Raw genomic sequence first — 415 nt, forward strand, 5'->3', positions numbered from 1 at the left:
GTTATCCTTTTGTTTTCGTCGATTGCCTATACACCACCATTCGAAATGACTATGAGACTAAAAAATACGCAGTTTATACGATACTAGGCTATACCATAGAGGGAAAGAAAGAGCTTCTTGGTTTGTGGTTAAATGAAACGGAAAGTAAGCATAAATGGATGCAAATCTTTGATGAACTCAAATTACGTGGAGTGGAAGACATCTTCTTTGTCTCTATGGATGGGGTTAGTGGACTGGAAGAAGGAGCACGTACGATTTTCCCGGATGTGATCGTTCAACGATGTATCGTACACCTGATTCGAAATTCGATTAAGTATGTTCCAAGTAAAGACTACAAACCTTTTACTGCTGCCTTAAAGAAAGTGTATGGGGCTCCAAGTCTTAAGGCTTGTCATAGTGCGTTTGAATCCTTTGA

1 protein-coding gene is annotated in these 415 nt (G+C 39.5%); it reads left to right on the forward strand.

All coding sequences use genetic code 11. The features are described 5' to 3' along the window. On the forward strand, positions 1–415 hold a 415-nt coding region (locus PZE06_RS26490; protein ID WP_191963294.1), incomplete at both ends, for an IS256 family transposase.

The organism is Robertmurraya sp. DFI.2.37 (genome assembly GCF_029211245.1).
GTDB lineage: Bacteria > Bacillota > Bacilli > Bacillales > Cytobacillaceae > Robertmurraya > Robertmurraya methanolica_A.